The sequence below is a fragment of the Pseudomonas sp. 50_B genome (genome assembly GCF_017491625.1).
Taxonomy (GTDB): Bacteria; Pseudomonadota; Gammaproteobacteria; order Pseudomonadales; family Pseudomonadaceae; genus Aquipseudomonas; species Aquipseudomonas danubii.
In genome coordinates, this window is the sequence record NZ_JAFGYX010000007.1 from 27161 (window position 1) to 49583 (window position 22423).

Below are 22423 nucleotides of genomic sequence, written 5' to 3' on the forward strand. Positions count from 1 at the left end.
GTACGGCCCGTTATGTTCGGCAACGCGTCAATTAAAGGATTCAGCAGCATAGCGGCGGGGCTGGGTCAGGAGCAACCGAGGGGCAAGGCACAGAGTGCGAGAGGCGGGATAGTTTCAGTCGCCAGGATCGAGCTCGCGCTCTCCTTCTTCAGGCCCTTCCTGCAGTGGCACCAGCGCATCATCCATCAAGGAGCCGGGATCTTCATTCCCCGGGTCGTTGATCACCAACGGTGACGCTGGGCCGGGCTCGACATTAGCGGGCATTTCACGGGGCATGATCCTCTCCTTAAACAGCGGGACGGGCTGCGTCAAGTATGGCGAAGCCCTGAGCAACGCGCACAAAAAACCCGGCGCGGGGCCGGGCTATTTTTGAACGAGAGCCTAAATCAATGACGCTTCTTGTGCCCCATGCTGCTCCCCAGGGCACCACCCGCTGCACCACCAATGCCGGCACCCACGGTGGACCCAGTGCTGCCGCCCAGGCGATTGCCGATCAGCGAGCCACCAGCCGAGCCCAGGCCACCGCCAATCGCAGCCTTGGTCCGGCTGCCCTTGCGCGCACCCGCCGCACTACCGGCCGCCCCGGCCACACCCGCACCAATAGCCGCCCCGGTGCTGCCGCCGAGCTGTTGCCCGACCACATTGCCCAGCGCACCGCCAAGACCACCACCAATGGCGGCAGTGCCATCGCCAGCCATCGCACCTTGAGCCAGCAGAAGTCCTACAACCAGGGCAGGTAAAGTTGAACGCATGACTTGAACCTCAAAAAAAGACTGTCGAACTGACACAAAAGCCCAGCGCGCGCCACCCGCTGCGGAGCGTAACGGCAACACCCGGTTGCTCTCCGGTGGGTTGGACCGCGGATTCTAAAAGAGTTTTATCGTCGCGCAAAAAAAAGCCCGCTGGGGAACGGGCTAGGGGTACTGCTTTTAACGGATGGTTTGAGCGTACGCAGGCAGATGTGAAGATTCTGTGAAAAGTACCCGCGACTGGGAGCAACAGACGCGGATCACAGAATTTCCCATCCTGCCAACATCTTCAGTTCACCTTCTGAAGATGCTCGAAGCCGATCAATACAGGCCAGCCCCTTGGTTGGCTACCCCGCCACTGCTTCGATAACGGCCTGATCGCTCACTGGCAACAGTGATCTCAGCGAATGCTGCGAATGCTGCCCTTGTTGCCTTTGACAGTGACCGAGACTTTCTTGAAGACGAAGTAGTTTTCTTCGCTGACTTCATAGCGTGGAGCCACGATCAGGTCGGCACCGGAAGACTTGACTGCCTTGAAGGCAGCAGCCGACTTGACCGCACTCACTGGATCCAGGCCCAGACCACCCAGGCCGCCGCCAGTATCGCCACCGTAGGTCACGCCATCAGCAAACTGGCTATCGCCACCAAACTGCAGGAAACCAAAGAGGATATTCACCGACGACTGGCCCGAGATTGCCTCGCCCACTGCTACATCTGCTTTCAGGTCAGCCTTGACCTGGCTATCGATGGGCGACGATGGCTGGCTGATGTTGTAGCTGGTGCAACCAGTGGCTGCGGCTACGAGAGTGGACAGTGCGAGGAGTTTGAAAATAGCTTTCACGTTTATTTCCTTATCGCTTTTCATATAAAGGCATCATCGCTGGATGCGCAGCCCCGTTTGAATCGGGATAAGGAACATATCGCCAGTTATAGCCAATTGAGATAAGAGATTTCCCAAAAACACAAAGGATCTCTCTTTACTTAAGCCATCTCACTGGCGACAAACAATTAATACGACTACCCAAAATCTAAAAAAAGATTAATACACAAACAATGACAAGAAAGTTATGACCTCAACCAACCACCGCAAATGGACCGGGCTGCTTGGCGACCAGCCCTCAGCTCTAGCAGCGCGACAGAAAACCCATCACAGAGTATCGCGCGGTGCAAACGGGAAACTTTATCGCCAACAGGACTATTGGCAATATCTGGACCTCTCTCAAATCACCCATCTTTTCGGATTACAACTATCAATCCTGATAGACATCCAGATTTAACATTTTGCGGGCAATAAAAAGCCCCGCATCTAACGGGGCACTCAAAACTTAAAATCACTTTCTCTTTGGCGTTGCCTTGGGAAAGAACATGGTATTACTGGCTACCGGCAGCGGCGCAGTTTTCTTTCTGCTACTGACTCGGGATTGTTCTTCGACTTCAAATGCGGCCTGACCGCAACGCACCAAGTTGTTGATTGGGAACTCATCCCCGTTGTCTTCGATATAGGCAAGACTCCTCATATCCCAGCTCCCTCCAACAACCGATCAGTACCGGCAAGCTCCTGATTGCCTGGAAAATACTGACCGTCACGGCAATTCAGACTAGCCAGTCATTTGTCGACCTGCCCTCCAAACCAGACAAGTGCCGACGAGTGGCAAAGCATCAGAGGAAAAAATGATCCAGAGCACATTTCCGGGCTCATGAACCCGACGACCGCTTGATATGGCAGCACGTCCATTCAGAAATTAGCGGGGGCTTGGCATCCAATTGCCTTATGAAGTGGTGGCGTACAAGTCTAGAAATGGAGACATTTTCAGGGAGAGCATCAACACCAGGCTCGTCAAATTCGAACCCTTGGGCTGCTCTTTCCATGAGAAAAATCCAGACCATTACCAGCTTGTCAATAGTGCTGTTGAGCGACTGAACAGGAGGTCGCGCGGTGGTAGGCTTTCATGGCGTCACATTACGCGCGTGCCCGATCTGTTCGGATTACTGATAAAGGCAGGTCAGGCTATGCATAAGCCGCATATCAGCCAACTGAAAGGATTCGAACATGAAAAATTCCATAACTGTTCTGGCCGTTTCCGCGACGCTCGCTTTCACCGCAACTGTCGCGAACGCCTCCGTGCATCAGGCCCCAATCAAGGCTCCCCAGACCGTCAATCAGATGACAGCCTCAGTTGACACTCCTTTCGGACCCCATCAGACAACTGGCGAAATCCAGATGGCCAGCCTGGCCAGTAGTTGCTCTGATGATCGATATTCCTGGTGGGAATACAGCGGCTGGGAAATCGTCGGCTGTCTCATAAGCGGTCAGTGGTAACTATTCTGACAGGCCTGGTGCGCGACTTACGCGGTCAGCACGCACCAGAGCCTGTCAGCCCAGCCACACACGACTTCGAAGATACAGACGCCCTCATACTTTTTACCCGGCAATAGCCCTCGCCAGCAGACAATTGCTTCTGGTTTAGAGGCACCCCTTGTTGCGTCTTCGAAATGGGACTTGAGCAACAAAATACCTTTCCATGTGTATGCTGCCGCGGACATCGCTCGGTGAATTCGACCTCGGCCATTTCGCCGAGATATATACAGCTCATTCACTGCACAAGGGGCAACGCTTAACCAGTTGTTATCCACCCGACGCCACTGAAAAACACCCACCGGCCCCATGCGGGTTCCAGAGGGAGATTTTTCAGACGCCAAAAACCACAAACCCCCGACTTCCTCTAGGAAAATCAGGGGTTTGCGTTTTCAGAATGTGGCGGTGAAGGAGAGATTCGAACTCTCGATACAGTTTCCTGTATACACACTTTCCAGGCGTGCTCCTTAAGCCACTCGGACACTTCACCGTATCTCTTCAAACCGATTCAGTCTGTCGAGGCGCGCTAATGTAGTCGATAGCTTTTCAGATGGCAAACTTTTTTTTCAGAATTTTCATGCGCTTAAGGCCGATCCCTGCTTGAAGGGGATTCGCCCTCCATCGACGACAAGGCAAACCGGCCATTCTCCAGCCTTGCCTACAGCTATATAGAAGAAACCACCCGTTACCCGCAGCGCCATACAGGCCGATGTCAGGTCCCAAGCCTGACTCACCAGTCAGTCACGGCGCTTTACCAGATCTATCGTGGTGAGTAACTTCTGCTGCACTTCAATACAAGGAATTGCGTCATGAGTGAGTTGATTTCCTACCATCTCGAAGACGGTATCGCGACCCTGACCTTGAGCAATGGCAAGGTCAATGCCATCTCCCCGGACGTGATTGCCGCTTTCAATGCCGCGCTGGATCAAGCAACGGCCGATCGCGCAGTGGTGATCATTACCGGTCAGCCAGGGATTCTTTCCGGTGGCTACGATCTCAAAGTGATGACTGCCGGCCCTAAAGAAGCCGTGGCGCTGGTGACCCTGGGTTCGACTCTGGCTCGCCGCCTGCTGTCCCACCCCTTCCCGGTGATCGTCGCCTGCCCCGGCCACGCTGTGGCCAAGGGCGCGTTCCTGCTGCTGTCGGCGGACTACCGTATCGGCGTCGACGGGCCATTCAGCATCGGCCTCAATGAAGTACAGATCGGCATGACCATGCACCACGCGGGGATCGAGCTGGCCCGTGACCGTCTGCGGCGCTCGGCCTTTCATCGCTCGGTGATCAATGGCGAGATGTTCGATCCCCAGAGTGCTGTGGATGCCGGCTTCCTCGACAAGGTGGTGAGCGCCGAGGAACTGCAAGGCGCCGCCCTGGCTGCCGCGCGTCAACTGAAGAAAATCAACATGCTGGCCCACAAGAACACCAAGCTGAAAGCGCGCAAGGCGTTGCTGGAGACTTTGGACAACGCCATCATCCAGGATCAGGAACACCTGGGCTAAAACACCTGCCTTCCCCGATCCAGCCCGACCTGCGTGTCGGGCTTTTTGCATCGGCCTGAACACCCAGCGCCCACCGCTCTAGACTGCTGCCAGCCATCGCAGTCGGAAACATGCCCTTAAACATCGCCCATCTCCCGGCTGAGAACGGTAATTGCCGAAAACAGTGCACATCCGTACACTGCGCCACCTTTTGTCCCCGGTGGGCCGTTTAGATGCTGTATCTGTTTCGTATGTCGTTGATGGGCCTGCACTTTATCCTGGCCGGCAGCCTGGGCCTGCTGCTGGGGCTGTGCCGCCCGTTCAACCCCGACAACAGCCGCCTGTGCGCCCGCCTCTACGCCTGGCCGGCGATGTGCATTCTGCGCCTGCGGGTCAAAGCCGAAGTCGGGCCACTGATGGACAAACCCGAGAGCTGCGTGATCATCGCCAACCACCAGTCCAACTACGACCTGTTCGTGTTCGGCAACGTGGTACCACGGCGCACCGTGTGCATCGGCAAGAAGAGCCTGAAATGGGTGCCTTTGTTCGGCCAACTGTTCTGGTTGGCGGGCAATGTTCTGATCGATCGCGGCAACCCGCACAAGGCCCGACGCTCGATGCTCACCACCACCCACACCCTGCAGCACAAGAACACCTCGATCTGGGTCTTCCCGGAGGGCACGCGCAACTTCGGCGAAGACCTGCTGCCCTTCAAGAAAGGCGCCTTCCAGATGGCCATCGCCGCCGGCGTGCCGATCGTGCCGGTGTGCGTCAGCAGCTACATCAAGCACATGCACCTGAACCGCTGGAACAGTGGCAAGATCCTTATCCGTTCGCTGCCGGCTATCCCCACGGCCGGGCTGACCATGGACGACATGCCCTTGCTGATTGCCCAGTGCCGCGAGCAGATGCGCGAGTGCATTGCCAACATGGATCGCCAACTGCAAGCGGCCTGAAGCTGCCGGCCCATCTGTGACGCCACCAAGCCCGCCTCGTGCGGGCTTTTATTTGTCGCCGAACTCAAGCTGCGCCAGTGACTCTGATGCTGCATTGCAGGCTAAGCTGCTGCTGATCTGTCATCGCCACCATTGATAAGAAGAAGTGAACCGCAACCATGGGTAGAGTTGTTGCTGCCGCCGTTTATAGCGGCGGGAAGAAAGTCGCTGATATCAGCCTCGACGAAGGGGCTGCCTGGGCCGCAAAACCCGGCCACTTCGTCTGGATCGGCCTGGAAGAACCCAATGCCCACGAGCTGGCCAATCTGCAGCGCCAGTTCAACCTGCACGAACTGGCCATTGAGGACGCCCTGGAGAAACACAGTCGGCCCAAGCTGGAAACCTTCGGCGACGCACTGTTCATCGTCACCTACTCCCCCGTGCGGACCGACGGCAAGCTGGAGTTCATCGAAACCCACATCTTTGCCGGCAACGGTTACATCATCACCGCCCGCAACGGCCAATCGGCTTCCTACGGCTATGTCCGCCAGCGCTGCGAGGCGCGCCCACTGTTGCTCGAGCACGGCGAAGACTTCGTCCTCTATGCCTTGCTGGACTTCGTCACCGAGAACTACCAGCCGGTCAGCGAGGCCATCCACGGGGAAATCGACGAGCTGGAACGCAATGTGCTGAGCAACTCACTGAACGAGCGCGATATCCAGAACCTTCACGGCCTGCGCCGCGACGTGCTGCGCCTGCGCCGTTATGTGGCGCCCATGGTGGAGATCAGCGAGGAGTTGCAGAAGCTCAGCTTTCCGTTCATCGACAAGAACATGCGCCCGTACTTCCGTGATGTGCAGATTCATGTCACTCGGCAGATGGAAGACCTGTCGACCCTGCGCGACATCGCCAGCCAGACCATCGAGATCGGCGTGCTGCTGGAGGCTTCCCGGCAAAGCATCGTGCAACGCAAGTTCGCCGCCTGGGCGGCGATCCTGGCGTTTCCAACAGCGGTAGCCGGGATCTACGGGATGAACTTCCAGAACATGCCGGAACTGAGCTGGCACTACGGCTACTTTGGGGTATTAGGCTTCATCAGTGTCGGCTGTGTCGGTCTCTGGGCCAGCTTCAAGCGCTCAGGCTGGCTCTGAGGGACGATGGCCCTGCCCTTGCGGCAGGGCCACAGACGCACTCAGGCGGCTTCAGGCTTGTGAGCGACGAAGCGCATCATCCACTCCGCAACGGTGGTGCCGTGATGATCGTGCTCAAGGCTGGCCACGCCTTTCTGGTAGATCTGCTCGCCGAGAAACTCCTGGCGCAGATCCAGCAGGGCCCGGGAGTAATCGTGGATGAACTCGGGATGCCCCTGGAAGCACAGCACCTGGTCGTTGATGTGGTAGGCCGCGAAGGGGCAGAAATCGCTGGAGGCGATCACCGTGGCATTTTCCGGCAACGCGGTGACCTGGTCCTGGTGACTGATCAACAGGGTCAGTTCCTCCACCACCGGGCTCATCCACGGGGCCTTGGCCGCCAACTTGTAGCTGTGGGTTCCCACGCCCCAGCCCTGAACCGCCCGCTCGCTCTTGCCCCCCAGGAGCAACGCCAGCAACTGATGACCAAAGCAGATGCCCAACAGCTTGTCGCCGCGCTCGTAGCGACCCAAAAGGTAGGTCCTGAGGGTTTCGATCCAGGGATCGGTACCGAAGGAATCGGCCTTGCTGCCCGTCACCAGATAGGCATCGAACTCCAGCTCATCGCCGGGATACTCGCCCTGGACCACGTTGTAGACGCTGAACTGGGCGGCGATGGGCTGCTGGGAAAACAGACGCTGGAACATCTGCCCGTAACCCTGATATTGATCGACCAGTTCGGGACGCAGGATATCGGTTTCAAGAATGCAGATGCGTAGCGACATAAAAAATTCCTGACAAGGCGATGGCAATAATGAACACCCCAGAGCCTGCCTTGAAATACCACGGCAAGGCAAGCCCCGGGGCGGGTCATTTACTGCATGTCTGCGTCAGAACAACTGGCCCTGGCGGGCCTTTTCCAGAAGCAGCGTCGGCGGAGTGAAACGCTCGCCGTACTGCTCCGCCAGGTACTGCGCACGAGCGACGAAATCCTGCACCCCGTACTGATTGATGAACTGCAGGGCACCACCGCTCCAGGCCGCAAAACCGATACCAAAGATCGAACCGATATTGGCGTCAGCGGTGGACTGCAACACGCCCTCCTCCACACAGCGCACAGTTTCGATGGCCTGGATGAACAGCAGGCGGTCGCGCACATCCTGGGGCGAGATCTGCCCGTCGGCCTTGTAGAAGCGCGTGTGCAATTGTGGCCACAGGTGCTTCTGGCCGCCGGCCGGGTAGTCGTAGAAGCCGCCTCCGGCAGCCTTGCCCGCTCGCTTGTATTCGTTGAGCAACAAATCGATCACGGCAAATGCCGGATGCTCGATGGCGGGCCGGCCTTCGGCCTGCAAGTCCTTGGTGGTCTGCTGGCGAATATGGCTCATCAGGCTCAGGGAAACCTCATCGGAGATTGCCAGCGGTCCGACGGGCATCCCGGCCTTGCGCGCCTCGGCTTCGATCATCGGTGCCGCGATGCCTTCGCCCAGCATGGCGATGCCTTCGTTGGTAAACGTACCGAACACCCGGGAGGTGAAGAAACCGCGGCTGTCATTGACCACAATCGGGGTCTTCTTGATCTGCAGGACGAAGTCGAAACCTCGAGCCAGGGTTTCATCGCTGGTCTTCGCCCCTTTGATGATTTCCACCAGAGGCATTTTCTCCACCGGGCTGAAGAAATGCAGACCGATGAACTTGTCCGGATTGGGTACTGCGGTGGCCAGCCCGGTAATGGGCAAGGTGGAGGTGTTGGAGGCAATCACGGCGTCCGCGCCGACCACCTGCTGGGCAGCCCTGGACACCTTGGCCTTGAGTTCTCGATCCTCGAATACGGCTTCGATGATCAGGTCGCAGCCGGCCAGGTCGGTCTCTTCAGCCGTGGTGAGAATCCGCGCCAAGATTGCCTCGCGCTGCTCGTTGCTCATGTGTCCGCGCGCGACTTTTTTCTCCAGTAACGCTGCCGCGTGGGCCTTGCCCTTCTCCGCCGCTTCGCGGCTTATATCCTTGAGCACCACCTCGATGCCTGCGACGGCACTGACGTAGGCAATTCCCGCGCCCATCATCCCGGCACCGAGTACCCCGAGTTTGTTTGTGGTCTGCGGCGCTATGCCTTGAGGACGTGAACCGCCGGCATTGATCTCGTTGAGCTGGAACCAGAAGGTGCCGATCATGTTCTTCGCCACCTGGCCGGTGGTCAGCTCGGTGAAGTAGCGGGTCTCGATCAGTTGCGCGGTGTCGAAGTCCACCTGGGCGCCTTCAACGGCGGCGCAGAGGATCTTCTCCGGTGCCGGGAAGCAGCCCTGGGTCTTGTTCCGCAGGATCGACGGGGCGATGGCCAGCATTTGCGCCACTTTCGGGTTCGCCGGCGTGCCTCCGGGAATCTGATGACCGCGCAGATCCCAAGGTTGCCTGGCGGCCGGGTTGGCCTGAATCCAGGCCCGAGCCTTGGCCAGCAGGTCGTCGCGGTCTGTCGCCAGTTCATCGATCAGGCCAGCCTGCAGCGCCTGCTGCGCACGCACTTTCTTGCCCTCCAGCAAATAAGGCAAGGCCTTCTCCAGGCCCAGCATGCGCACCATGCGCACCACGCCACCGCCACCGGGCAGCAGGCCCAGGGTCACTTCCGGCAGACCGATCTGTAGCGACTTGTCGTCCAGTGCGATTCGGCGATGGCAGGCCAGACAGATCTCCCAGCCACCGCCCAGGGCGGCGCCGTTGATCGCGGCGACCACGGGCTTGCCCAGGTTCTCCAGGGCACGCAACTGGCCCTTGAGGGTCAGCACCATGTCGTAAAAGGCCTTGGCCTGCGGCTTGCCGACCTTGATCAGCTCATTGAGGTCACCACCGGCAAAGAAGGTCTTTTTCGCCGAGGTAATGATCACCCCGGCAATGGAATCCTGTTCGGCCTGCAGCCGGGCCACGGCAGCGGCCATGGCATCGCGGTACACCGCGTTCATGGTATTGGCGCTCTGGCCCGGCATATCGATGGTCAGGACAACGATCTGGTCCTGGCCCTTTTCGTAACGGATGGCATCGGTCATGAAGGAAATTCCTTGAAGTCGGGGCTCAGAGGCGTTCGATGATGGTGGCGATACCCATACCGCCGCCGACACACAGGGTGGCCAGGCCATAGCGCTGGCGCCGGACTTCCAGCTCGTCGAGCAAGGTGCCGAGAATTGCGCAACCGGTGGCGCCCAGTGGATGGCCCATGGCGATGGAGCCGCCGTTGACGTTGACCTTGGCCGGATCGATGGCCATGTCCTTGATGAACTTGAGCACCACCGAGGCAAAGGCTTCGTTGACCTCGAACAGGTCGATGTCCTCGACTCGCAGCCCGGCCTTGGCCAGGGCCTTGCGAGTGGCCGGTGCCGGGCCGGTAAGCATGATGGTGGGATCGGTGCTGGTCACCGCAGTGGCAACGATCCGCGCCCGGGGCTTGAGTCCCAGCTCCCGGCCCTTGGCTTGCGAGCCGATGAGCATCAGCGCCGCACCGTCGACGATTCCTGAGCTGTTGCCCGGGGTGTGCACATGGTTGATGCGTTCCACATGGCTGTAGACCCGCAGCGCAGTGGCGTCGAAGCCCATCTGCCCCATCATCTCGAAACTCGGCTTGAGGTTACCCAGGCCTTCCAGGGTCGAATCGGCACGAATGAACTCGTCGTGGTCCAGCAGCACGATGCCGTTCTGGTCCTGAACCGGCACCAGGGACTTGCCGAAGGCACCGCTGGAGCGCGCACGGGCAGCCTTCTGCTGGGATTGCAGGGCAAAGCGGTCGACGTCCTCGCGGGAGAAACCTTCCAGGGTCGCAATCAGGTCGGCACCTATCCCCTGGGGCGTGAAATGACTGTGCATGTTGGTCTCTGGGTCCAGTACCCAGGCGCCGCCATCACTGCCCATGGGGACCCGCGACATGGACTCGACGCCACCGACCACCACCAGTTCCTCGAAGCCCGAGAGCACCTTCATCGCGCCCAGGTTGACCGCCTCCAGCCCCGAGGCGCAGAAGCGATTGATCTGCACCCCCGCCACGCTCACATCCCAGTCCGCTGCCTGGACGGCGGTCTTGGCGATATCGGCCCCTTGATCGCCGATGGGGGTCACGCAGCCCAGGACCACGTCGTCCACCTGGCTGGTGTCCAGCTCGCAACGTTGTTGCAGGGCCCGCAACAGGCCGGCTACCAGATTCACCGGTTTCACACTGTGCAAGGCGCCATCAGCCTTGCCTTTGCCACGGGGCGTGCGTAACGCATCGAATATCAAAGCTTGGGTCATGACGTCCTCGAACCGCTATCCAGGGGGGAAAAGTCGAGCTCCCACATTAGGCGCGGCAGCGACGGATTCAATGACCGATGCGCTCAGCCGCCTTGACGGTGACGCTCAGACGAACGGTAGGCAGCTAAGCGATCCACCGATGAAGGGTCGCGAGCTGTCTAGCCAAAGGGCGGCCACCCGGTATGCGGGCGGATTTATAGCTTTTTCAGGAAGTGCAGCTATAACTTCATACGAATTGGATCTAAGCCAGAGGATTCAAGGCCCCTAAGGTAGAAACTGTAGGAAGTCCCAGACGGATTCTGCGCCGGGACAGATCAGAAAAAGGACACATAGCCGGCTCATCGTAAAAAGAACAGCGGCCGGCGTGCATAGATGCTCAGGAATAACAACAAAAGGCATTCAGCCATGTTCAAACATTCGAAAGTACGCCAGGCGGGGCTCATTCTCTTTGCAACCACACTGCTGCTGATCTTGCCGAACCTCACCAAAGTGATCGGCTGATCTGTGGCTGCTCGACCAACGAGATAGAAAATCGCCCCCCGGTTCCTACCGGGGGACAGTTTTGCGTGCCAGTCTTCCCGAGGAACTGGAGGACGTTAACAGCATCGGTGCCGAGGGCCTGGCCCAGCAGTTGCGCAACGTGGTGCTGGCCCCCAACGCCACGGTGGTGAGCTAAAGCGACACTGGCCAGCATGCCCTGGAAGCCGAAGATACGCTGGCCAAACGCGGCCATTTCGGTATCGTCAACGGCGGTAACCATGAAAAACTCCGGGCTGCCCTGTTCGACCATGTGTCGCAACCAGAGGATGTACTCCCCGGCGACGAACCCACTGACGACGATCCGATGGACATCAATTGAAAGCTCTCATCCTTTGCGCTGCTCTGTTGTCGAGCAGTCCGCTACACGCTGCGCAACTGCTGATCGACCTGGGCTCAGACAGCCGCACCTGGCAAACCGAAGAACTGCTCAAGCACCCCGAAGCCCGGGACATCCGCATCAAGGACGATGTGTCCTACAAGCGCGAGATGCAGTACCGAGCCGTGCCCATGGCGGCCCTGCTCAAGGGCCTCAAGGCCGAGGACCATCTGCAAGCCGTGGCTCTGGACGGCTTTGCCGCAGAGTTGAACGCCGCGCCCCTGCTCAATCGCAAGGGCGCCCAGGCCTGGCTGGCCATTGAGGCCCCTGACAAACCCTGGCCGTCACTGGCAGCGGACAAGCCCAGCGCCGGACCTTTCTACCTGGTATGGAGCAATCCTGCGGCCGGGCACATCAGCCCCGAGCAATGGCCGTTCCAGGTTGCACGCATTCAGCGCCTGGCGCCGGTGGCGGAGCGTTTCCCGGCCCTGGGCCCGGACCCGAAGCTGGCGGTCGATGATCCAGTCAACCAGGGGTTCGCCCTGTTCCAGAAAAACTGCCTGGCCTGCCACCGACTCAATGGCGCTGGCGACTCTCAGTTCGGACCGGACCTGAACATTCCCTATAACCCCACCGAGTATTTCGGCAGTGATTTTCTCAAGCGCTATATTCGCGATCCGCAAAGCCTGAGGCGCTGGCCCCAGGCGAAAATGCCTGGGTTCAGCAACAGCGTCCTGCCGGATGGGGAGCTGGAATTGTTGCTGGAGTACCTCCGGCATATGGCGGGGCGCAAGCAGATTCCTTGAGTCCCTTTCGCCAGCGAGCCGGCGCTTGCAGAAGTGACTGCTGCTTGCACCATCCTGGTATGCATCTGTTCGCCGGCACCGCCCCGGCGAAAGCCTCGGCCGCGCAGGTAGCCACATCCATTGCCCTCAATGTGTAGGCCATGAGCTGGTTAAGCCCTGCATCAGCTCGACCAGAGCGGCACGATCACAGCGCCTTGCGCATTGCTGACTGGCAAATTCACGCAACGCTTCATCAGCCTCGCTCAGGCGAGCACCTGCTGGCGCTCACTGTCGTGGGGCGTCAGGCTCAAGTAGTGGGTGCTGGTTCGTACCGGATGCTGGTGCTGGTAGCGATAGGCGGTTGCGTGGCTGATGGAGAGTCTCACGCCGCCTCCAGGTAGGCACGGTGAATGGCATCGCCCAACTGGCGCACCCGGGGAATGAAGTCGGTGAGCCAGGCATGCAGGCCCTCGTCGAGAATTTCATCAATGCCGATGCAGCGCAGACGCGCATTCATCTGCGCCGCAAGACGCTGGGCCGGAAGCCCGTTGTCCCCTGGCAGGCTGGCGAGGATCTGGTCGATCTCCTCGATGCAGGCGCGCAACGAGCGCGGCACATCGGCATGCAACAGCAGCAACTGGGCGACATGCCGGGCTCCGGGAGCTTCGCGGTAGATCTCGGTATAGGCCTCGAAGGACGACAGGGCGCGAAGCAAGGCGCTCCATTGGTAATACGCACGGGCGGTACCGTCACCGACCGCATCAACCTGGTCGCCAGTCATCTCGTAGCGTGCATCCAGCAGGCGCAGGGTGTTGTCGGCCCGTTCGATAAAGGTGCCCAGGCGGATAAACCGGAAGGCATCGTTGCGCATGATGGTGCCGTAGGAGGCTCCGCGAAACAGGTGGCAGCGCTCCTTGATCCATTCGCAAAAGCGGTTTATGCCGTAGGTACTGAGACCTTGGCGGGCAATCTGTTGAATATCCAGCCAGGTGGCGTTGACGTTTTCCCACATATCGGCGGTGATCCGCCCGCGTACCGCGTGGGCACAGGCCCGGGCCGAACCCAGGCAACTGTAGATACTGGCCGGATTGGCAGCATCCAGGGCAAAGAACTGCAACAGCCGCTCGGCAAGCAGCGTCTCATGGCGAGCCTGGTAGTCTTCAAGGGTGCCGGTGATCAACAGCGGCATGGCCAGTTCGTGCAGGCCGTCACCGTGACCATCCTGGGGCATCAGCGACAGCGAATAGCTGACGTCGAGCATCCGCGCGAGGTTTTCCGCGCGCTCCAGATAACGGGACATCCAGTACAGGTCTGAAGCGGTTCGACTCAACATGGCAGGCGTCCTTAATCCTCCACTACCCAGGTGTCCTTGGTGCCGCCAACCTGGGAGGAGTTCACCACCAGGGAGCCTTCACGCAGGGCCACACGAGTAAGACCACCGGACACCACACGGGTTTCGCGATCGGCGAGGACAGGCCGCAACCTGGCGTGTCTACCCTCGCTGCGCGAAGCCGCTGCCCCTCCTTTGTACGTAATGGCCAGGCGCAGGTTTTGGCTATCACCAGCATAGTCAGAGTTGATTTCACCGCCGGGGGACACACGGGGATAATCGCCCCATCGAGCAAACACTTCACCAAGCCTGATGAAGTTGCTGCTGCAACCTTGATGACGCCGATGACAACCGGGTCCGGGCTCTCCCGACCGGTTCCCTCTCCTGACCGGTCTTCCCTTTTAGCCACCCTATCGGGTGGCTTTTTTTTGCCTTTGCGGCCCCTGAAAACACAATTGGCCGACCCGCAGGTCAGCCAATTGTCAGTCTCGATGCACACAACCTTAGCTATAACAGACGCCCACGGATCTCCTGTTTCACCCCCCAGCCTTCAATGATACCGCCCAGGGGTTCGACCACTGCCTCGAAGTCCTGTTCAAAATCCCCGATGCCGCCATGGGTGGCGTACATCACCTTGCTCAACTCCAGATACCAGGCGCCGTCGTCACGCACGCTGACCTGGGCATTCAAGGATTCACCGCGAAACTGTCCTGCCGCCCTGCGTGCCCGCTCCTCATCCGGGAAAATGGCGTAGAACTCGATGGGATGGAATCGTGAAAAGTCAAAACCGCCTTCTTTCATGCGGCGCAACACACTGCTGCTGAGGTCTTCTTGAAAGGCTGTGCTCATGAAACGTCCTCCTCAAACCGATGGATAGACTTTCCGTGCTTCCCGACCCGCCGGCCAAAAGTGACCGACATCACGACCCGGGGCGGGTCGTCAGGAAACAAGCATGGAGCTGACAAGATCAGAGCTTAGCGAAGAATTCGCTGATCTCGTTTGCAGATTAGCGCCAACACCTGGACGACGCCAGAAATTGCTGTCGGAGCCCTCTCTGCTCTCATTACATCGGCGTAATGCTGAGAATCTGAATGCTGTTCTGCTCTTTCAAGCTCTTGAGGGTGGGGGCATCAGTGCGCCCATCCAGATCATTGAGATCCAGTTCGGCACTTACTGGCAGCAACCTGGCCCGGACCAATTGTGCGGCGCGTTCCAACGTCGGTTGCTGATCGCAATCGAACTGCTCGACGGACTGGACGCCATGATCATCCACGAAAGTGACTTGCCACTTTTGCATCAACGCCTCCTTGATAGCTCCATGAGTGGACCTACAGCATCTCGACCTTGAGTGCGAGGCAAACGTTCCACAGTGCTGGCGGGAACAAACCAATTAAAAGACCGCCCGGAGGCGGCCTTGATGAATCCCGTGGACAATCAGCCGATTACGGCTTTTCGGCACGGGCCTTGAGCGCCTTCAAAGTATTGAAGGGCGCGTCCACCACGAACTTGTTGGCCAGCCAGGACGGCACGCTGCCACCCGGCTCGGTATGCACCTGGTAGGTCACTTCCACCTGATCGGCCCCTTTGGGCACAAACTTCCAGTAACCCTCAACCTGGGACACACGCACGAAGCCTTTCTCTTCGGGAATGTAGGTGGGCACGCCTTCCAGCTTACGGGTCAGACTGCCATCGGCGGCCTCGCTGGAGGTAATGTGCAGCACCGAGTCACGGGCAGTCACTGGCCAGGGGGTATTGAACTGAGTGTAGGTCCAGCTTTGATCGCCCTCATGCTTGAGCAGCTTCTGGCTCTTGCACTCATGAATCCAGGAGCAGGCACCGGCCACGTCTTCCTGCAGCGCGCGAAGCTTGGCGATGGAGGTCTTCATGGTGGTGACGCCGCGATAGGCCTTGTATTTGGAACCGGCCACTTCACTCAAGGAAATCTTGATGCCGTCTTCATCCTTGGCCGTTTGCCAATCTTCGGCGTGGGCCGTTGCCGACAGCAGCACGGTTAAACCACAGAGCACAGCAATTCGATGCAGCGAACCCATTGTCTTATTCCTTATTGTTGAAGTTCCGTTCATTAAAACTAAGCAGCCGTCACTTGTTCCCACCAACCGAGCAAACGGATGGCGTCTTCTCGACTTTCGCCACACACCTCAGGGTCCGCCTGAAATGCCCCACAAACCGCTGGCCGCTCCGGCCTGCCGAAAAGACCGCACAGGTGTTCGACAGAAAGGTGCAGGCAACGTTCTCCCGCCGGCTTGCCATTGGGCATTCCGGGAATCGGCGTACTGATAGAAGGGGCAATGCAGCAAGCGCCACAACCTTCACGGCAGTTCATGACGAAAAGCTCCTCGCGACAAGCATAGTGTTGAATGAGGCCGGACAAGAGTAACCGCTAAAACAGCCGTTTAAAATTACTCAAAGAACGGATTTGACGCACAACCGTGCGTGACTGATCAGTCTCCGACAAAGTGCCGGTCAACTCGGTCACAGAGTGGTTGATGAATTTACTGCTTGAACTCGAAATCCAGGGCAGCACCCTCGATATCCCGACGCTCCTCGTTGCGTAACTGCAGCTGCATTTCGTTGCTGAGCAATCGACCGTTGAGTTGGAACGGACTGCTGTCCTTGGGCTTCTCGCCAAACATCTGTGGCAGCAGAGGCTCGCGCTTGGGCAGCGGCAGCGCTCCCACAGGCTGCAAGTGCTTGACCATTTCCGGTGGCAGGCTCAAGTCGAGCTTGGGGCTGGCCAGAGGTGTGTTGATATCTTGATAGGCCCACTTGGACTTGGCCTTCTTGGGCGCAGGCTTGGTCTTTTTCTTGGGCTGGGCTTTGCTGGCATTGGCGGACGGCTTGGTCTTGCTCGCTGGAGCCTGCTTGGTGCTGGAGGCCTTGCTTGAATGAGTAACGCTGGCAGCCGGTTTATCCGGGGTCGAGGCCGCCTGGACAGGCGCCGCAACGACTCCCAAGAGGCAGGCACTCAACCAGATGGCAGGAAAAAAGGCTTTCATAAAGGCAGGTAGATCGACAAAAGGTGCCCTATGCTCGCTTGTTGCAAGCCCCATGACAAGCATGGGACCGCACTGTCTAGAATCCGCCGGACGCTTCTTGGCATAACTGACTGGCGAGCATGCCCAGGGTCATCAAGGCTCGCTCGGCCTCGCGGTTCCAAGGTGTCCCGCAATTCAGGCGCACGCAGTGGTTGAACTGTTCGGTGTTACTGAAGATCAACCCCGGAGCGATGCTGATGCCCTGCTGCAAAGCCCGCACGTGCAGTTCCTGGGTGTTGACCCGTCCCGGCAGGCTGACCCAGAGAATGAACCCGCCGTTGGGCCGGGTAATCTGCGTACCTTCCGGAAAATGCTGCTGCACCGCCAGTTGAAAGGCGCTGAGGTTCTTGCGGTATTCCTGGCGGATGTAGCGCAAATGACGGTCATAACCACCGTTCTCCAGATACGCCGCAACCCCCATCTGCGTCACGCTGCATGCGGAATGGGTACTGAAGGTCTGCAGGCGCTGGATCTCCTGCTGATACTTGCCAGCAATCATCCAGCCGATACGCACTCCCGGCGATAGGGTCTTGGAGAAGCTTGAGCAGTAGATCACCCGGTCCAGGCGGTCATAGGCCTTGAGGGCCTTGGTGCGCCCCACTTCGAACATCAACTCGCCGTAGATATCGTCCTCGACCACCTGGATATCGAAGTCCGAAGCCAGGCGCAGCAGTTGCTTCTGCCGCTCCTCCGGCATGGTTCCACCCAGGGGGTTGCTCAGGCGCGTAGTCAGTACCAGGGCCTTGATCGACCATTGGTTGGCCGCCAGCTGCAGGGCCTCAAGACTCATGCCCGTAGAGGGGTCGCTGGGAATCTCGATGACCTTGAGCCCCAGCAGGTCCGCCAGTTGCAGCAGCCCGTAATAGGTCGGCGATTCCGCGGCGATCAGATCACCCGGCCGGGTCAGGACCCGTAGGGACATCTGCAAGGCATCGACGCATCCGTGGGTAATCACCACTTCCGAAGGGTCGACCACGACCCCGGCATCGCGCATGCGAATCGCCACCTGACGCCGCAAGGGCTCGAATCCCGGGCTGAACATATAGCTGAACGCCCGCGGACTGTGAAAACGCGTGACCTTGGCCAATTGCTGGTGCAGCGCCCGCACCGGCAAATAGTCAACGCTGGGCACTGCCGCCCCCAGGGGAAACACTCCCTCGCGACGGGACTCCACCAGCACCTGCTGAATAATGCTGCTGCGCGTGACCAGTCCTGGACGTTCGACCCGGGCAATATCCGGGGTCGGCGCGGTCAGAGCCGGAGTCTGGTGCACGTAGTAACCCGATTGGGGACGCGCGCGGATCAGTCCCTGATCTTCCAGATTGGCGTAGGCCTGGAGCACCGTGGCGTGGCTGACATTGAGCTGCGAGCTCATCTTGCGCACCGACGGTACGCGCTCCCCCGGCTGGTAGACACCACGGCGAATATCCTCAGCCAGTTGCTGAGCGATACGTTGATAGAGCAAGAGATTGGTCATGGCGCAGCACTCGATTTCACGGCGTTTTATTCTTGTGTGAAACAATACCGGCACAGTTTAGAAGTGTACTGGGACAGTTTCTACAATAGTCGAGGACACAGGGCAGTGAAAAGTAGAACTGTCGAGTTTTTGCGACACCCTCAGACATAAAAAAACCCAACACTTGCGAGGCGTCGGGCTTTTCAGGGGCAAAAGGATCAGTGTTTCAGCGAGCAGCGCCGAGTTGGCCCTTGTCGTCGGAGAAGACGATTTCCACCCGACGGTTCTGCGCCCGGCCCCGCTCGGAGGCATTGGCTTCCACTGGGTACTCGTCACCATAGCCCTGGACATGGACACGCTTTTCGTCGATTCCCAGGTCCACCAGCACATCGGCCACCGCCTGGGCACGATCGCGAGACAGCTGCAGGTTGCTCTGACGCTCCCCGGTGTTATCGGTGTAGCCCTCGATGCGCACCACGCGCTTAGGGTTCAGCTGGAGGAACTGCACCACCTTGAGCACCGTGCGGTTCGCCGAACTCTTCAACTCGGCTTCACCGGTGTCGAACAGCACGTCTCCCAGAGTCATCACCAGACCACGATCGGTCTGGGTGGTGGCCAGGCTGATGATCTGCTCCTCGAGCCATTTGCCCTGCTGCTGCACACTCAGCAACTTGGCCTCACGCAGGGCCAGTTGCAGACGTTGACGCTCCAGCTCGAGCTTGGCCGCACGCTCCTGATTCAGCGCCTGTTCGGTGTGCTCACGGGCGATTTCGCTGTAACGACGGCTCAGGTAGGCATAGTGCTCCACGTCGCCACCGCTGCCCCAGTAGGTCGACAGACGATCAGCGCGAGCCAGGGACTCACCCGCACGTATCACGTCCTTGGGCGCGATACGCAGCACATTGGAGTCTTCCTTGACCTTCTGGAAGTCGTTGCCGGCTTGCTGCAAGGCCTCCTCACTGTGCTGGCCGGCGCAGCCATAGAGACCGGCGCAGGCCAACAGCACAGCGCCGCCGAAGATACGGATAGAGAGGCTCATTGGGCGTCTCCCAACTGCTTGCGCAGGCGCGTAATGCGGGTATTGAGCACATTCACCTGCTCCTGGCTTTTCTGAGTCAGGACCTTGGCTTCTGCCAGACGCGCATCCAGTTCGGCCTGCTCGGCGCGCATCCGCGCCTTCTTGTACGACTCATCCTGCATATTGCCCTGGGCACGGGCGAACTTGTCTTCGGCCAGTTTCAACTCAGGCATGTCCTCGGCCGAAGCCCCCACGGCCTTGGCTTGTTCCAGGGCCTGGGCAGTAAGGCGCATCTGCTCGTTGGGCGCCGGATCGGTTGCACAACCCGCCAAGGCCAACAGGGCCAGGGCAGCGAAAAGAGGTCGAATAGTCACACGTGATTCCTACGGTTTTGGGCTGCTGACGGGTTGCTGCAACTGGGCCTTCCAGCGCTCCAGATTGCGCTGCAGCAAGGCCTCCGTCAGACCGGACGCGGGCAATTCTGTCATCTTTTTTGCCAACTGTCCGCGCAACCATGGATCATTGCAGGCGGAGTTGTGGGACAAGGCCAGGAACAGCCCCGGTTTGTCGACAGGCTGGGGAAAGGACACCAGATCCGCCGCCATCCCCAAGGACTGGGCCATGGCCATGCCCGCGTAACGCGGCGCCAGAACATAGTCCACTTCCCCCAGGAGCAAGGTCTGGAAAACCTGGGTCAGATTCGGTAAAGGCTTGAGTTGCAGATGCTCCTTGGCCATAGCCTGAAAGGGCTGGGTCAGCCTGGCCTTTTCCGATACCGCGCCGGGATGGCCGACAAGATCCAACGGCTGGGTGTAGCTCAGGGTGGAGTCCTTGCGGGTCCACACCAGGTAGTCGTTCTGCACCAGGGCCGGATGGATGTAGTCCAGGGACTCCAGTTCGTTCAAGGTCAGGGGCGCGTCGGCTAGCAGATCCATGCGCCCACTGCGCACTTCATCCAAGGCCTCGGAACGTTTGCCGGCGTACAGCAACTCGATCTTGAGCCCCAACTCTCCCGCCACCTGCTGCAATAGATCGGCACTGGCCCCTATCAGGTGCTTGGGATTCTGCGGATCGCGCCACAGGTAGGGTGGTGCATCCGGGCTGCCGGTGACCACCAGGCGTTCGCACTTGCCCGCAGCCATCGACAGCGATGGCAACAACGCCAGACCCAACAGCGCTGACCAGCCCCTCATGCGGCGCAGATCCATGGCGAAATTCTCCCCAACAAAAAACAGACAAAAAAAAGCCCGGCCAAAGGGCCGGGCTCTTTATAAGTGAAGCCGCCGGATTAGACCAGCTTCTCCAACTCAGGTACGGCTTCGAACAAGTCCGCCACCAGACCGTAGTCGGCCACCTGGAAGATCGGAGCTTCTTCGTCCTTGTTGATCGCAACGATCACCTTGGAATCCTTCATGCCTGCCAGGTGCTGGATCGCGCCGGAGATACCGACGGCGATGTACAGCTGTGGCGCGACGATCTTGCCGGTCTGGCCGACCTGCATGTCGTTGGGCACGAAGCCTGCGTCCACGGCTGCGCGGGAGGCGCCAACCGCTGCGCCAAGCTTGTCGGCCAGGGCGTACAGGTGCTTGAAGTTGTCACCGTTCTGCATGCCACGGCCGCCGGAAACGACGATCTTGGCAGCGGTGAGTTCAGGACGATCGGACTTGGCCAGTTCTTCGCCAACGAAGCTCGACTTGCCGGCATCGTGAGCAGCGCCAACGGCTTCAACCGCAGCCGAACCACCTTCAGCAGCAACGGCGTCGAAGCCGGTAGCCCGCACGGTGATGACTTTCACGGCAGCCGAGGACTGCACGGTAGCGATGGCGTTACCGGCATAGATCGGACGCTTGAAGGTGTCAGCGCTTTCTACCGAGATGATCTCGGATATCTGGTCAACGTCCAGCTGAGCGGCAACCCGCGGCAGGATGTTCTTACCGTTGGAGGTAGCGGCAGCCAGGATGTGGCTGTAGCCAGCACCCAGCTCGGCCACCAGCGGCGCAACGTTTTCCGGCAGTTGGTGAGCGTAGGCGGCATTGTCCGCCACCAGCACTTTGGCCACGCCAGCGATTTTTGCAGCGGCTTCAGCCACCGCGCCAACACCCTGGCCGGCTACCAGTACATGAACGTCACCACCGATTTTGGCGGCGGCGGCAAAGGTGTTCAGGGTGGCCGGAGCCAGCGCCTTGTTATCGTGTTCGGCGATTACCAAGATAGTCATGATCAGATTACCTTCGCTTCGTTTTTCAGTTTCTCGACCAGTTCAGCCACCGACTTGACCTTGATACCTGCGCTGCGTGCAGCCGGCGCTTCGACTTTCAGGGTCTTGTTAGTGGAGGCGGTGGAAACACCCAAAGCATCAGGAGTCAGCGTTTCAAGCGGCTTCTTCTTGGCTTTCATGATGTTTGGCAGAGACGCATAGCGCGGCTCGTTCAGACGCAGGTCGGTGGTGACGATGGCTGGCAGGTTCAGCGCAACGGTCTGCAGGCCGCCGTCGATTTCGCGAGTGACGTTGACCTTGTCGCCGGACACTTCGACCTTGGAGGCGAAGGTGCCTTGAGCGTAACCGCTCAGGGCCGCCAGCATCTGGCCGGTCTGGTTGTTGTCGCTATCGATGGCCTGTTTGCCGAGGATCACCAGCTGTGGCTGCTCCTTGTCGACCACAGCCTTGAGCAGCTTGGCCACAGCCAGGGAGTTCAACTCTTCAGCGGACTCGACGAGGATTGCGCGATCGGCACCCAGTGCCAGGGCGGTACGCAGTTGCTCTTGAGCAGTAGCAGGACCGATGGAGACGACGACGATTTCAGTCGCTACACCTTTCTCTTTCAGGCGTACGGCTTCTTCCACTGCGATTTCGCAGAAAGGGTTCATCGACATCTTGACGTTGGCGAGGTCGACGCCGGAGTTGTCCGCTTTGACGCGAACCTTGACGTTATAGTCGACCACTCGTTTGACAGCTACAAGAACCTTCATGGATTCCTCGTTACTCTCCGGTGAAAAGAAAGTCGCCT

Annotated in this window: 23 protein-coding genes, 1 tRNA gene and 2 pseudogenes; 5 read left to right on the top strand and 21 right to left on the bottom strand. The window is 59.2% G+C overall.

From position 1 onward, the window contains the following. Positions 1-114 precede the first annotated feature (114 nt). The 3 genes from J5M73_RS11730 to J5M73_RS11740 all read right to left on the bottom strand — a co-directional run bounded on the left by J5M73_RS11730 (position 115) and on the right by J5M73_RS11740 (position 1590). Complete coding sequence (locus tag J5M73_RS11730) at positions 115-276, bottom strand: hypothetical protein (RefSeq protein ID WP_180988586.1); 162 nt, start codon at positions 274-276, stop codon at positions 115-117. Positions 277-386: 110 nt separating this feature from the next. Next, positions 387-752 (bottom strand): glycine zipper domain-containing protein, encoded by a 366-nt coding sequence (locus J5M73_RS11735; protein ID WP_102863869.1) that lies wholly within the window; start codon positions 750-752, stop codon positions 387-389. Positions 753-1149: 397 nt separating this feature from the next. Continuing rightward, on the bottom strand, positions 1150-1590 hold the full coding sequence (locus J5M73_RS11740; protein ID WP_102863870.1) for a hypothetical protein: 441 nt from the start codon (positions 1588-1590) through the stop codon (positions 1150-1152). Positions 1591-2799: 1209 nt separating this feature from the next. Here J5M73_RS11740 and J5M73_RS11745 point away from each other — a divergent pair. Next, complete coding sequence (locus J5M73_RS11745) at positions 2800-3069, top strand: hypothetical protein (protein ID WP_102863872.1); 270 nt, start codon at positions 2800-2802, stop codon at positions 3067-3069. A 436-nt stretch (positions 3070-3505) separates the two neighbouring features. On the opposite strand, the gene J5M73_RS11750 is transcribed toward J5M73_RS11745, so the two are convergent. Continuing rightward, positions 3506-3595 (bottom strand) — tRNA-Ser (locus tag J5M73_RS11750). A 319-nt stretch (positions 3596-3914) separates the two neighbouring features. Here J5M73_RS11750 and J5M73_RS11755 point away from each other — a divergent pair. The 3 genes from J5M73_RS11755 (at position 3915) to J5M73_RS11765 (ending at position 6669) form a co-directional block, all read left to right on the top strand. Further along, on the top strand, positions 3915-4604 hold the full coding sequence (locus J5M73_RS11755) for a crotonase/enoyl-CoA hydratase family protein (RefSeq protein WP_102863873.1): 690 nt from the start codon (positions 3915-3917) through the stop codon (positions 4602-4604). A gap of 212 nt (positions 4605-4816) precedes the next feature. Continuing rightward, positions 4817-5539 (top strand): 1-acylglycerol-3-phosphate O-acyltransferase, encoded by a 723-nt coding sequence (locus J5M73_RS11760; protein ID WP_102863874.1) that lies wholly within the window; start codon positions 4817-4819, stop codon positions 5537-5539. A gap of 158 nt (positions 5540-5697) precedes the next feature. Further along, positions 5698-6669: a magnesium and cobalt transport protein CorA gene (locus tag J5M73_RS11765; protein ID WP_102863875.1), complete on the top strand. Its 972-nt coding sequence runs from the start codon at positions 5698-5700 to the stop codon at positions 6667-6669. Positions 6670-6710: 41 nt separating this feature from the next. Here J5M73_RS11765 and J5M73_RS11770 read toward each other — a convergent pair whose 3' ends face one another. From J5M73_RS11770 to J5M73_RS11780, 3 genes are all read right to left on the bottom strand, one after another. After that, positions 6711-7433 (bottom strand): amidotransferase, encoded by a 723-nt coding sequence (locus J5M73_RS11770; protein WP_102863876.1) that lies wholly within the window; start codon positions 7431-7433, stop codon positions 6711-6713. A gap of 105 nt (positions 7434-7538) precedes the next feature. Next, a complete protein-coding gene (locus J5M73_RS11775) occupies positions 7539-9683 on the bottom strand; it encodes a 3-hydroxyacyl-CoA dehydrogenase NAD-binding domain-containing protein (RefSeq protein WP_102863877.1) in 2145 nt (714 codons plus the stop codon). A gap of 25 nt (positions 9684-9708) precedes the next feature. Continuing rightward, positions 9709-10914: an acetyl-CoA C-acetyltransferase gene (locus tag J5M73_RS11780; RefSeq protein WP_102863878.1), complete on the bottom strand. Its 1206-nt coding sequence runs from the start codon at positions 10912-10914 to the stop codon at positions 9709-9711. Between the two features lie 855 nt (positions 10915-11769). Here J5M73_RS11780 and J5M73_RS11790 point away from each other — a divergent pair. Continuing rightward, positions 11770-12576 (top strand): cytochrome c, encoded by an 807-nt coding sequence (locus J5M73_RS11790; protein WP_102863879.1) that lies wholly within the window; start codon positions 11770-11772, stop codon positions 12574-12576. An 82-nt stretch (positions 12577-12658) separates the two neighbouring features. Here J5M73_RS11790 and J5M73_RS31855 read toward each other — a convergent pair. From J5M73_RS31855 to J5M73_RS11860, 14 genes and pseudogenes are all read right to left on the bottom strand, one after another. Beyond that, a pseudogene (locus tag J5M73_RS31855) lies at positions 12659-12941 on the bottom strand (transglutaminase N-terminal domain-containing protein); the annotation flags it as partial. Then, entirely contained in the window at positions 12938-13888 is a 951-nt protein-coding gene (locus J5M73_RS11800; RefSeq protein WP_207815719.1) for an alpha-E domain-containing protein, read from the bottom strand. The gene J5M73_RS11800 and the pseudogene J5M73_RS31855, both read right to left, overlap by 4 nt. An 11-nt stretch (positions 13889-13899) precedes the next feature. Beyond that, positions 13900-14049: pseudogene (locus J5M73_RS11805) on the bottom strand (circularly permuted type 2 ATP-grasp protein); the annotation flags it as partial. 343 nt (positions 14050-14392) lie between these two features. Next, on the bottom strand, positions 14393-14734 hold the full coding sequence (locus tag J5M73_RS11810; protein WP_102863882.1) for a ribonuclease E inhibitor RraB: 342 nt from the start codon (positions 14732-14734) through the stop codon (positions 14393-14395). A 214-nt stretch (positions 14735-14948) separates the two neighbouring features. Continuing rightward, a complete protein-coding gene (locus J5M73_RS11815) occupies positions 14949-15182 on the bottom strand; it encodes a hypothetical protein (RefSeq protein ID WP_102863883.1) in 234 nt (77 codons plus the stop codon). 145 nt (positions 15183-15327) lie between these two features. After that, positions 15328-15936 (bottom strand): START domain-containing protein, encoded by a 609-nt coding sequence (locus J5M73_RS11820; RefSeq protein ID WP_102863884.1) that lies wholly within the window; start codon positions 15934-15936, stop codon positions 15328-15330. 38 nt (positions 15937-15974) lie between these two features. After that, positions 15975-16229 (bottom strand): YkgJ family cysteine cluster protein, encoded by a 255-nt coding sequence (locus J5M73_RS11825; RefSeq protein ID WP_102863885.1) that lies wholly within the window; start codon positions 16227-16229, stop codon positions 15975-15977. Between the two features lie 169 nt (positions 16230-16398). Next, positions 16399-16902, bottom strand: coding sequence for a translation initiation factor 2 (locus tag J5M73_RS11830; RefSeq protein WP_102863886.1), 504 nt, complete (start codon positions 16900-16902; stop codon positions 16399-16401). Between the two features lie 76 nt (positions 16903-16978). Beyond that, positions 16979-18418: a PLP-dependent aminotransferase family protein gene (locus tag J5M73_RS11835; RefSeq protein ID WP_102863887.1), complete on the bottom strand. Its 1440-nt coding sequence runs from the start codon at positions 18416-18418 to the stop codon at positions 16979-16981. Between the two features lie 205 nt (positions 18419-18623). Then, on the bottom strand, positions 18624-19436 hold the full coding sequence (locus tag J5M73_RS11840; protein WP_102863888.1) for an OmpA family protein: 813 nt from the start codon (positions 19434-19436) through the stop codon (positions 18624-18626). After that, the gene (locus J5M73_RS11845; RefSeq protein WP_102863889.1) at positions 19433-19789 is read right to left on the bottom strand and encodes a DUF4398 domain-containing protein; all 357 of its coding nucleotides are present in this window, start codon (positions 19787-19789) and stop codon (positions 19433-19435) included. The genes J5M73_RS11840 and J5M73_RS11845 overlap by 4 nt, the downstream gene beginning before the upstream one ends. A gap of 9 nt (positions 19790-19798) precedes the next feature. Continuing rightward, positions 19799-20623, bottom strand: coding sequence for a transporter substrate-binding domain-containing protein (locus tag J5M73_RS11850; RefSeq protein ID WP_102863890.1), 825 nt, complete (start codon positions 20621-20623; stop codon positions 19799-19801). Positions 20624-20703: 80 nt separating this feature from the next. After that, a complete protein-coding gene (locus J5M73_RS11855; RefSeq protein WP_102863891.1) occupies positions 20704-21633 on the bottom strand; it encodes an FAD-binding protein in 930 nt (309 codons plus the stop codon). A gap of 2 nt (positions 21634-21635) precedes the next feature. After that, positions 21636-22385, bottom strand: coding sequence for an electron transfer flavoprotein subunit beta/FixA family protein (locus J5M73_RS11860; RefSeq protein ID WP_015634720.1), 750 nt, complete (start codon positions 22383-22385; stop codon positions 21636-21638). Positions 22386-22423 lie beyond the last annotated feature (38 nt).

Excerpts from the sequence above, each read along its gene's own strand:
- J5M73_RS11730 (WP_180988586.1), bottom strand. The coding sequence starts at position 276 with ATGCCCCGTGAAATGCCCGCTAATGTCGAGCCCGGCCCAGCGTCACCG.
- J5M73_RS11735 (WP_102863869.1), bottom strand. The coding sequence starts at position 752 with ATGCGTTCAACTTTACCTGCCCTGGTTGTAGGACTTCTGCTGGCTCAA.
- J5M73_RS11745 (WP_102863872.1), top strand. The coding sequence starts at position 2,800 with ATGAAAAATTCCATAACTGTTCTGGCCGTTTCCGCGACGCTCGCTTTC.
- J5M73_RS11755 (WP_102863873.1), top strand. The coding sequence starts at position 3,915 with ATGAGTGAGTTGATTTCCTACCATCTCGAAGACGGTATCGCGACCCTG.
- J5M73_RS11760 (WP_102863874.1), top strand. The coding sequence starts at position 4,817 with ATGCTGTATCTGTTTCGTATGTCGTTGATGGGCCTGCACTTTATCCTG.
- J5M73_RS11765 (WP_102863875.1), top strand. The coding sequence starts at position 5,698 with ATGGGTAGAGTTGTTGCTGCCGCCGTTTATAGCGGCGGGAAGAAAGTC.
- J5M73_RS11770 (WP_102863876.1), bottom strand. The coding sequence starts at position 7,433 with ATGTCGCTACGCATCTGCATTCTTGAAACCGATATCCTGCGTCCCGAA.
- J5M73_RS11775 (WP_102863877.1), bottom strand. The coding sequence starts at position 9,683 with ATGACCGATGCCATCCGTTACGAAAAGGGCCAGGACCAGATCGTTGTC.
- J5M73_RS11780 (WP_102863878.1), bottom strand. The coding sequence starts at position 10,914 with ATGACCCAAGCTTTGATATTCGATGCGTTACGCACGCCCCGTGGCAAA.
- J5M73_RS11800 (WP_207815719.1), bottom strand. The coding sequence starts at position 13,888 with ATGTTGAGTCGAACCGCTTCAGACCTGTACTGGATGTCCCGTTATCTG.
- J5M73_RS11810 (WP_102863882.1), bottom strand. The coding sequence starts at position 14,734 with ATGAGCACAGCCTTTCAAGAAGACCTCAGCAGCAGTGTGTTGCGCCGC.
- J5M73_RS11815 (WP_102863883.1), bottom strand. The coding sequence starts at position 15,182 with ATGCAAAAGTGGCAAGTCACTTTCGTGGATGATCATGGCGTCCAGTCC.
- J5M73_RS11820 (WP_102863884.1), bottom strand. The coding sequence starts at position 15,936 with ATGGGTTCGCTGCATCGAATTGCTGTGCTCTGTGGTTTAACCGTGCTG.
- J5M73_RS11825 (WP_102863885.1), bottom strand. The coding sequence starts at position 16,229 with ATGAACTGCCGTGAAGGTTGTGGCGCTTGCTGCATTGCCCCTTCTATC.
- J5M73_RS11830 (WP_102863886.1), bottom strand. The coding sequence starts at position 16,902 with ATGAAAGCCTTTTTTCCTGCCATCTGGTTGAGTGCCTGCCTCTTGGGA.
- J5M73_RS11835 (WP_102863887.1), bottom strand. The coding sequence starts at position 18,418 with ATGACCAATCTCTTGCTCTATCAACGTATCGCTCAGCAACTGGCTGAG.
- J5M73_RS11840 (WP_102863888.1), bottom strand. The coding sequence starts at position 19,436 with ATGAGCCTCTCTATCCGTATCTTCGGCGGCGCTGTGCTGTTGGCCTGC.
- J5M73_RS11850 (WP_102863890.1), bottom strand. The coding sequence starts at position 20,623 with ATGGATCTGCGCCGCATGAGGGGCTGGTCAGCGCTGTTGGGTCTGGCG.
- J5M73_RS11855 (WP_102863891.1), bottom strand. The coding sequence starts at position 21,633 with ATGACTATCTTGGTAATCGCCGAACACGATAACAAGGCGCTGGCTCCG.
- J5M73_RS11860 (WP_015634720.1), bottom strand. The coding sequence starts at position 22,385 with ATGAAGGTTCTTGTAGCTGTCAAACGAGTGGTCGACTATAACGTCAAG.